Here is an 820-nt window from a genome sequence, read left to right as displayed (position 1 = left end):
CCGCCCGTACCGCAGACCCCGAGGGGAACCCCTGACCACCCGACAGCCCCCCACGCCCGCCGCGTTCGACCACCGCATGGCCGTCTTCGRTACCGACGACGACTTCGTGGCCACCGCCCTGCCCTTCCTCGGCGAAGGCCTCGCCGCGCCCGGCGAACCACCCCCCGTGGCCATCGCCGACCCCCGCAACCTGGACCTCCTGCGGGACGCCCTCGGCGCGGACGCCAAGGACGTCACCTGCATCCCGCACACCGACTGGTACACCGGCTCCGCCGCCAACGCCGTCGCCCAGGCGGCCTCCTACCTCACCGCCCACGCCGGCCCGGGCGGCCGGATCCGCCTCCTCATGGAACCGGTCTGGAGCGGCCGGGCGGGCCGTTCGGCCCGCGAGACCACCGAGTGGATCCGCTACGAGGCCCTCGCCAACCTCCTCTTCGCACCCATGGCCACGACCGCCCTGTGCGCGTACGACATCCGCACCGCCGGCCCCGCCGTCGTCGCCGCGGCCCGCCGCGCCCACCCCGGCACGGACGTGTACGAGGACCCGCTGCGGCTCACGGCCGAACTCGACGCCGTACCGCTGCCGCTGCCCCCGGCCGGCGCGCAGCCCCTCGCGGAGCCGCACGCCGCCGCCGTGCAGGCCTGGGCGGAGGCCCGGGGGCTTCCCGCCGCCGACGCCGAGTTGTTCGCCACGGCCGTCGCGGAGACGGCGGCGGCCCTGGCACCCCTCGACGGCACCGCCCTGCTGTGGGGCGAAGCGCCCGCCTGCGTCTGCGAACTGCGCTCCGCCCGCCCCGTCGGCGACCCGCTCGCCGGCTTC

At 77.3% G+C, this 820-nt stretch carries 1 protein-coding gene; it reads left to right on the top strand.

Going from position 1 to position 820, the window contains the following annotated elements:
* Positions 1–76: 76 nt before the first annotated feature.
* Positions 77–820: MEDS domain-containing protein (locus CA983_RS44380; RefSeq protein ID WP_244207375.1), on the top strand; the 744-nt coding region annotated here is incomplete at its 3' end.

This window comes from Streptomyces swartbergensis (assembly GCF_002148965.1).
In the GTDB taxonomy this organism is placed as follows: Bacteria; Actinomycetota; Actinomycetes; order Streptomycetales; family Streptomycetaceae; genus Streptomyces; species Streptomyces swartbergensis.
Note: the sequence above shows the minus strand (reverse complement) of the source record. Positions and strands in the feature narration are given on the sequence as shown.